Origin of the sequence: Salinispora cortesiana (assembly GCF_000484695.1) — a bacterium.
GTDB classification, from domain to species: Bacteria; Actinomycetota; Actinomycetes; order Mycobacteriales; family Micromonosporaceae; genus Micromonospora; species Micromonospora cortesiana.
Map to the genome: position 1 here is coordinate 1 of NZ_AXVR01000107.1, position 6,152 is coordinate 6,152.

The 6,152-nt window shown below is 69.9% G+C and carries 3 protein-coding genes and 2 pseudogenes; 3 read left to right on the forward strand and 2 right to left on the reverse strand.

Annotated features, from left to right (window positions below; all coding sequences use genetic code 11):
- Nucleotides 1-199: 199 nt before the first annotated feature.
- From K228_RS0123650 to K228_RS26160, 3 genes and pseudogenes are all read left to right on the forward strand, one after another.
- A complete protein-coding gene (locus K228_RS0123650) occupies nt 200-1,060 on the forward strand; it encodes a DegV family protein (protein ID WP_025620608.1) in 861 nt (286 codons plus the stop codon).
- A 154-nt stretch (nt 1,061-1,214) separates the two neighbouring features.
- On the forward strand, nt 1,215-2,054 hold the full coding sequence (locus tag K228_RS0123655) for a ComEA family DNA-binding protein (protein WP_025620609.1): 840 nt from the start codon (nt 1,215-1,217) through the stop codon (nt 2,052-2,054).
- A pseudogene (locus K228_RS26160) lies at nt 2,051-4,467 on the forward strand (ComEC/Rec2 family competence protein). Before K228_RS0123655 ends, K228_RS26160 begins: the two are co-directional and overlap by 4 nt.
- 103 nt (nt 4,468-4,570) lie before the next feature.
- On the opposite strand, the gene tgmC reads toward K228_RS26160, so the two are convergent.
- Nucleotides 4,571-5,740 carry an ATP-grasp peptide maturase system methyltransferase gene (gene tgmC, locus K228_RS0123665; RefSeq protein WP_025620610.1) on the reverse strand — a complete coding sequence of 390 codons (1,170 nt, stop codon included), beginning with the start codon at nt 5,738-5,740 and terminating at the stop codon, nt 4,571-4,573.
- Nucleotides 5,733-6,029 (reverse strand): annotated as a pseudogene (locus tag K228_RS29270) (ATP-grasp ribosomal peptide maturase); the annotation flags it as partial. The gene tgmC and the pseudogene K228_RS29270, both read right to left, overlap by 8 nt.
- Between the last annotated feature and the right edge of the window lie 123 nt (nt 6,030-6,152).

Consider the following 6,152-nt stretch of genomic DNA (forward strand, 5'->3'; position numbering starts at 1 on the left):
CAGTGGGAGACCCAGGCCGCCGACCTCGTCGCCGAGCACTGGACCAGCTGACCCACCGCAGATAAGACCTAACCCACACAAGGGGGAAAGAAGCTGTTGGCCGGCACCCGAAACAGGGTGCCGGCCAACAGTCGTCTCCGGCGGGTTCTGACCTGATTCTGCCTCAGCGGCGCCGGTCAGCATCGGTTAGCGTTCCGGCATGCCCATCGCGGTTGTCACCGACTCCACCGCCTATCTTCCCCCTGGGCTGCTGGCCACTCACCAGCTAACGGTGGTGCCCTTGACCGTCGTGCTCAACGGCGTGGAGGGGCGGGAGGGGGTGGAGACCTTTCCCGCCGACGCTACCCAGGCCTTGAGCGCGCGGCGGGTATCAGTCAGTACCTCCCGGGTGGCCCCCGCGCAGTTTGTGCATACGTACCGCCGGCTTCTCGACGACGGCGCCGACGGCATCGTCTCGGTGCATCTGTCCGCGGGGCTCTCCGGCACTGTCGAGTCCGCGCGTCTGGCCGCCGCGGAGTTCGGCGACCGAGTGGCGGTGGTGGACAGCCGTTCCTGTGGCATGGGCATCGGATTTCCCGCGGTGGCCGCGGCCGAGGCCGCGGCAGCCGGTGCCGACCTGACCGCCGCTCACGCGGCCGCCCAGCGGGCCGTGGCGCGGACCACCATCTACTTCTACGTCGACACCTTGGAGTTCCTCCGTCGGGGCGGCCGGATCAACGCCGCCTCGGCGTTGCTCGGCACAGCGCTCTCGGTGAAGCCGATCATGCACATGCCGGATGGGGTGATCGTCCTCCGGGACCGGGTGCGTACCGCCAGCCGGGGCGTCGCCCGGCTGGTGGATCTCGCTGTCGAGGTCGCCGGGGACGCCGACGTTGACCTGGCTCTGCATCACCTCGCCGCGCCGCAGCGCGCCGAGGCACTCCAGGTGGCATTGGCCGCACGGTTTGGTGACCGCCTGCGGAGCACGTACGTCTCTGAGGCCGGTGCGGTGGTCGCCGCGCATGCGGGGCCCGGCCTGGCCTGCGTGGTCGTGCACCGCCGTTCGTCTGCCGACGGCTGACCCAGCTGCTGCCCACTCCGGCGGATTGGCTGTCGGAGGCGCGTTCGGTAGCACATCGCGACCATGGTCAGGGGACTGTCCACAGGCGCGCTCTCATCCACAGCGTTCCTCGTGCGGAGGGCACTCGTTCCGCCTGTCGGCCTAGCGTCGCGCCGTGTCATACGACGAGGAGAGGGCGGTCCGGGACCGCCTGCACCGAGTGCTGCTGACCGGGGATCTGTCCGGCTCCGGCCAACCGATGGCGGCGACCCCGGCGGTAGCCCCGGCGGTGGCGACGCGACCGGCGGCACCGGACGGGACGCGACGCACCCCGCAGGACGGGTCGGAGGCAGAGGCGGTGTCGTCCGCCCAACCGCACACAGAAACATCGAGCCGGGTCTTGTCGGGGCCGGGCGCTTTCGATCCGGGGCGACGTGGGGTGCGGGCATTAGCTCTCGTAGCTGTGCTGGTGGTGCTCGGGGCGGGCTTCTGGGCGTGGCGGTCCCGGCCTCAGGTCGAGCCGGTCGAGCCGGTCGCAGCGGTGACACCGGTCGCTCCGTCCGCCTCCGCTGACCCGATGGAGGCCGAGGGTGAGCTGGTGGTGGCGGTCGCCGGTAAGGTCCGCCGACCGGGACTTGTCCGGGTGCCGGCCGGTGCCCGGGTCGCCGACGCGGTGCAGGCGGCCGGTGGGGCGCTGCCCGGCGTCGATGTCGCCCTGTTCAATCCGGCCCGGAAGGTAGCCGATGGGGAACTCATTCTGATCGGTGTCACCGCGCCACCGGGGGTGGCCCCCGCCGGTGGGGAGGCGGGAGCGGTGCCCGGCGGCAAGGTCAACCTCAACACCGCCACCCTGGCGCAGCTCGACACGCTGCCCGGAGTCGGCCCGGTGCTCGCGCAGCGCATCCTCGACCACCGTCAAGAGCATGGCGGCTTCCGGTCGGTGAGCGACCTGCGCCAGGTTGGTGGCATCGGCGATACCCGGTACGAGCAGCTCAAGGACCTGGTGACGGTGTGAGAAGCCCCCGCGACGGGCAGCGCCCTGGGCTCGCTCGGCGGGCGCCTGCACCGAGCGCATCCGACCCGCCGGACCTACGGCTGGCGGGCTTGGCCATCGCCGCCTGGCTGGCCGCGTTGGCCGGCCTGTATCTGCCCGCCGGGGCATCGCTGCTCATCGCTGCGATCGCTGCTGTGGTGGCCGCCGCCGGGGCAGCCCACCTGGCTGGACTACTCGGCCGGCCACCTGCATCCGTCCGCCGGTACGGCTGGACGGCCATCGCCGTCCTGCTCTCGGGGTGGTGTGCGGAGCGAGCGTCACCGCCGCCCGGGTAGCCGTGCGGGACGCTACCCCGGTGCGTGCCCTCGTCGAGGAGCGGGCCACCGTCACCGTCGACCTGGTCGTCCGGGACGACCCCCGGCTGGTCCGGTCCGGTTCTGGGCGACCCGCCACGTTCTTGGTGGCAGCGGAGTCAACCCGCATCACCGGTCTCGATGGGGATCGGGTCGAGGCGCGGGTCCGGATGCTGGTCCTCGCCACCGACCCGGCCTGGCGAGCGCTGCTGCCGGGGCAGCGGCTGACCGCCGAGGGTCGGCTCGCTGCTCCGCGGGGCGGCGATCTGACCGCTGCGGTCCTGTGGTCAACCCGGGCCCCGGTCCCACACGGGTCGCCGCCGGGCTTGCAGCGTGCCGCCGGCACGCTCCGCGCCGGACTCCAAGAAGCCTGCGAGCCGCTACCGGACGAGCGGGGTGGCCTGCTGCCCGGCCTGGTGGTGGGCGACACGAGTCAGCTGCCCGACTCGGTGCGGGAGGACTTTCTCGACACTGGCATGACGCACTTAACGGCCGTATCTGGATCCAACGTAGCAATTGTCGTGGGTGCGGTGTTGCTGCTGGCTCGTTGGGGCCGGGCTGGTCCCTGGCTCGCGGCGGGGCTCTGTGTGGTTGCGTTGGTGGGATTTGTGATCCTGGTGCGTCCGTCGCCGAGTGTGGTGCGGGCGGCGGCGATGGGCGCGATCGGGTTGGCCGCGCTCGCCGTCGGTCGGCCGCGGGCGGCGTTGCCGGCCCTGGCTGCGGCGGTCACTGTGCTGGTGCTTGTCGATCCTGAGCTGGCGGGGGATTTCGGCTTCGCTCTCTCGGTGCTCGCTACCGGCGGATTGTTGTTGTTGGCGCCGCGGTGGCGGGACGCGTTACGTCGTCGTTGGGTGCCGGTGGGGGTCGCTGAGGCACTGGCGGTGCCGGCTGCCGCGCAGGTGGCCTGTGCGCCGGTTGTCGCGGGGATTTCGGGCACGGTCAGCCTGGTCGCGGTGCCGGCGAATCTGCTGGTGGCACCGGCTATCGCGCCGGCCACGGTGCTTGGTGTCGTGGCGGCGGTGCTGTCGCCGCTGTGGTCGACGGGTGCCGAGTTTCTGGCCTGGCTGGCCAGTTGGCCGGCGTGGTGGCTGGTCACTGTGGCGCACTACGGGGCGCGGGCGCCGGCGGGGGCGTTGCCCTGGCCGGCCGGGGTCGGGGGTGCGCTACTGCTGGCGGGGTTGACTCTGGCGTTGTTGGTGGCGGTCCGTCGCCGGGTGGTGCGGCGGCTGGTGGCGGTGACCGCGGTTGCGGCCGTGCTCGGTGCGTTGCCGGTGCGGTTGGTGGCTGCTGGTTGGCCGCCGGCGGGTTGGGTGGTTGTGGCGTGTGCGGTCGGTCAGGGTGATGCGCTGGTCCTGTCGGCCGGTCCGGGGCGGGGGGTGGTGGTGGACGCCGGGGCGGAGCCGGGGTTGGTGGATCGCTGCCTACGTCGGATCGGTGTCCGGGAGGTGCCACTGCTGGTGATCAGCCACTTCCACCACGATCATGTGGGTGGGGTGGCCGGTGTCTTCCGGGGGCGGCGAGTCACGGCCGTGCTCGCTCCGTCGTGGTCGGAGCCGGCGTTCGGCCGGGACTTGGTCCAGGTTGCGGCGGGTTCCACTGAGATGTTTTCCGCTCCAGCTGGTTGGGGCTACCGGGCTGGCGCGGTGGAGTTGACCCTGATCGGTCCACCGGCCCCGATGCGGGGCACCCGTTCAGATCCGAACAACAACTCGCTTGTCCTGCTGGCCACTGTCAACGGGGTGAGGATCCTGTTGACTGGAGATGCCGAGATCGAGGAGCAGCAGGCCCTGCTCGATCACACGCCGGACGGCGGCCTCCGCGCGCATGTGGTGAAGGTCGCCCATCACGGTTCGGCATATCAGGACCCGGCCTTTCTCGACGCGGTCCGTCCGCTGGTGGCGGTGGTCCCGGTCGGCCAGGAGAACACCTACGGGCACCCGGATGCGTCGGTGCTGGATCGTCTTGCCCGCGGCGGAGCCCGGATCCTCCGTACCGACCTTGATGGGGACGTTGCCGTGGTGACCGGGCCGTCCGGGTTAGCCGTCGTCACCCGCGGCGCCGAGGACCCGACCAGGCGCTAGCCACCTACGTCATCCTCCGGTCGACCTGGGCTCCGGTCCCGCCAGATATGGCAGCGCAGCCCACGGCCGGGGCGGGAACCCCGCCCCGGCCGTGAAACCATACCTAAGGGGCCGATATGCCGGCTACTGGCGCGCTGGCATCGTTCCACACAACCGCGTCCGGGTTGTCTAGCCAGATCCGGTGTTCCCCGGTGCTGGTGACGGTCAACCCGAGGCGGTCGCGCGATGGCGCCCCCATCTCGCGCCACCGGTCGTACACGGTTTCGACTTCGTTCCACAGCGCAGGCGGCCCGAACTGCTCCACCTGCCCTGCGATGTCGTCAACCACTGCCCAGGAGCCATCCGGGGCGAACAGCCACACCTGTTCGTTGCCGCCATCCGGAGTGAACCCGAGCCAGTTCACGTTTTGGACACGCAACGCCAGCCACAGCCCCGCATCAGGGTGATGCAGCACGGTGCTCGGACGGCGGTTTTGCCGGCTGGTTCCGGTCTGCTTGAGGGCCATAGATAGCGCCGTCGGCACTCGGTTGGCCGCACGGACCGGCATGAAGCTGCCCGCCTCGGCCAAGAAAAAGCCCTGTGCGCTGCCGCCGTTGACCTCCAACCGCACCAGCGGACCGCCGCCCAGGTCACGCCACAAGCTGACCACGATCAGCCCGCCGTCGCGGACCTGTGCGAGCCATGCGGGTGGTACCGCCGGCACGGACACCGTCGCGATTAGCCGATCATAGGGGCCGTTGTCCCGCCAGCCCCGTTCTCCGTCGGTCGTGACCACGCTCGGCCAGTCGCCGAGCGATGAGAGTCGTTGCCGGGCCAGCTTCGCGACCCCTGGGTCCACTTCGACGCTGGTGACATTCGGTGCCCCGACACGGTGTGCCAGCAACGCGGCGTTGTAGCCGGTCCCGGTGCCGATCTCCAATACCAGCTCCCCGCCGGACAGGCGCAGCGAGTCCAGCATCAACGCCATGAGTCCCGGCTGTGTTGAGCTGGACGTGGGGGTGCCGGAGAGCGTGCCGTCGTCCGGGTCCGGGCCGACCGCCCCGTCGAGTTGAGTTGTCAAGGTGGTGTTGGAGTACACCATGCGCCAGTAGGCAGGGTGGGTCGTGTCGATCGCCTGCCAACGTCCATCGGGCAGCGACAGGAAGAACGACGGTAGGAACACGTGACGCGGCACCGCGCCAAACGCTTTCTTCCACAGCGGGTCGGACAAGTAGCCATCGGCTTTTAGCCCGGCCAGAAACTGTGCGATGTAGTCGGACAGTTCTTCAGTCATGTGTGACGCCTTCCAGCGCATCTGCGATAGCAGCGGCAATCGGCAGTCCGGTTTGATCTTCTATCCAGGCCCATTGCCCGTTTGGGTTTGCCTCCAAAAATACGTGCTCTCCCTCGGGGGTTACGATGAAGTCCAGCGCCGCGAAACGCAGACGGCGCATCTTCAGGAAGCGGCGAACCTTGGCCGCTACGTCGTCCGGCAGCGTTTCGACGCTGTACCGTAGATTGCGGTAGTCCGCGCGCCAGTCGGCACGACCCTTATCCGTCCGTGCATCGATGCGCGCCGTGAATGGATGGTGAACCCGCGCTCATCGCGGGTTGGCCCTGATTCTTCGCGGGTCTGACGCCTGTCGATGATTGAGGGGCCGGCATTGTAGCTGGTGGATGTCTTGGGCTCGTCGGGTATGGCTGTG

What these genes read in the sequence shown, in the direction of transcription:
- K228_RS0123650 (WP_025620608.1), top strand. Translation starts at nt 200, where the DNA reads ATGCCCATCGCGGTTGTCACCGACTCCACCGCCTATCTTCCCCCTGGG.
- tgmC (WP_025620610.1), bottom strand. Translation starts at nt 5,740, where the DNA reads ATGACTGAAGAACTGTCCGACTACATCGCACAGTTTCTGGCCGGGCTA.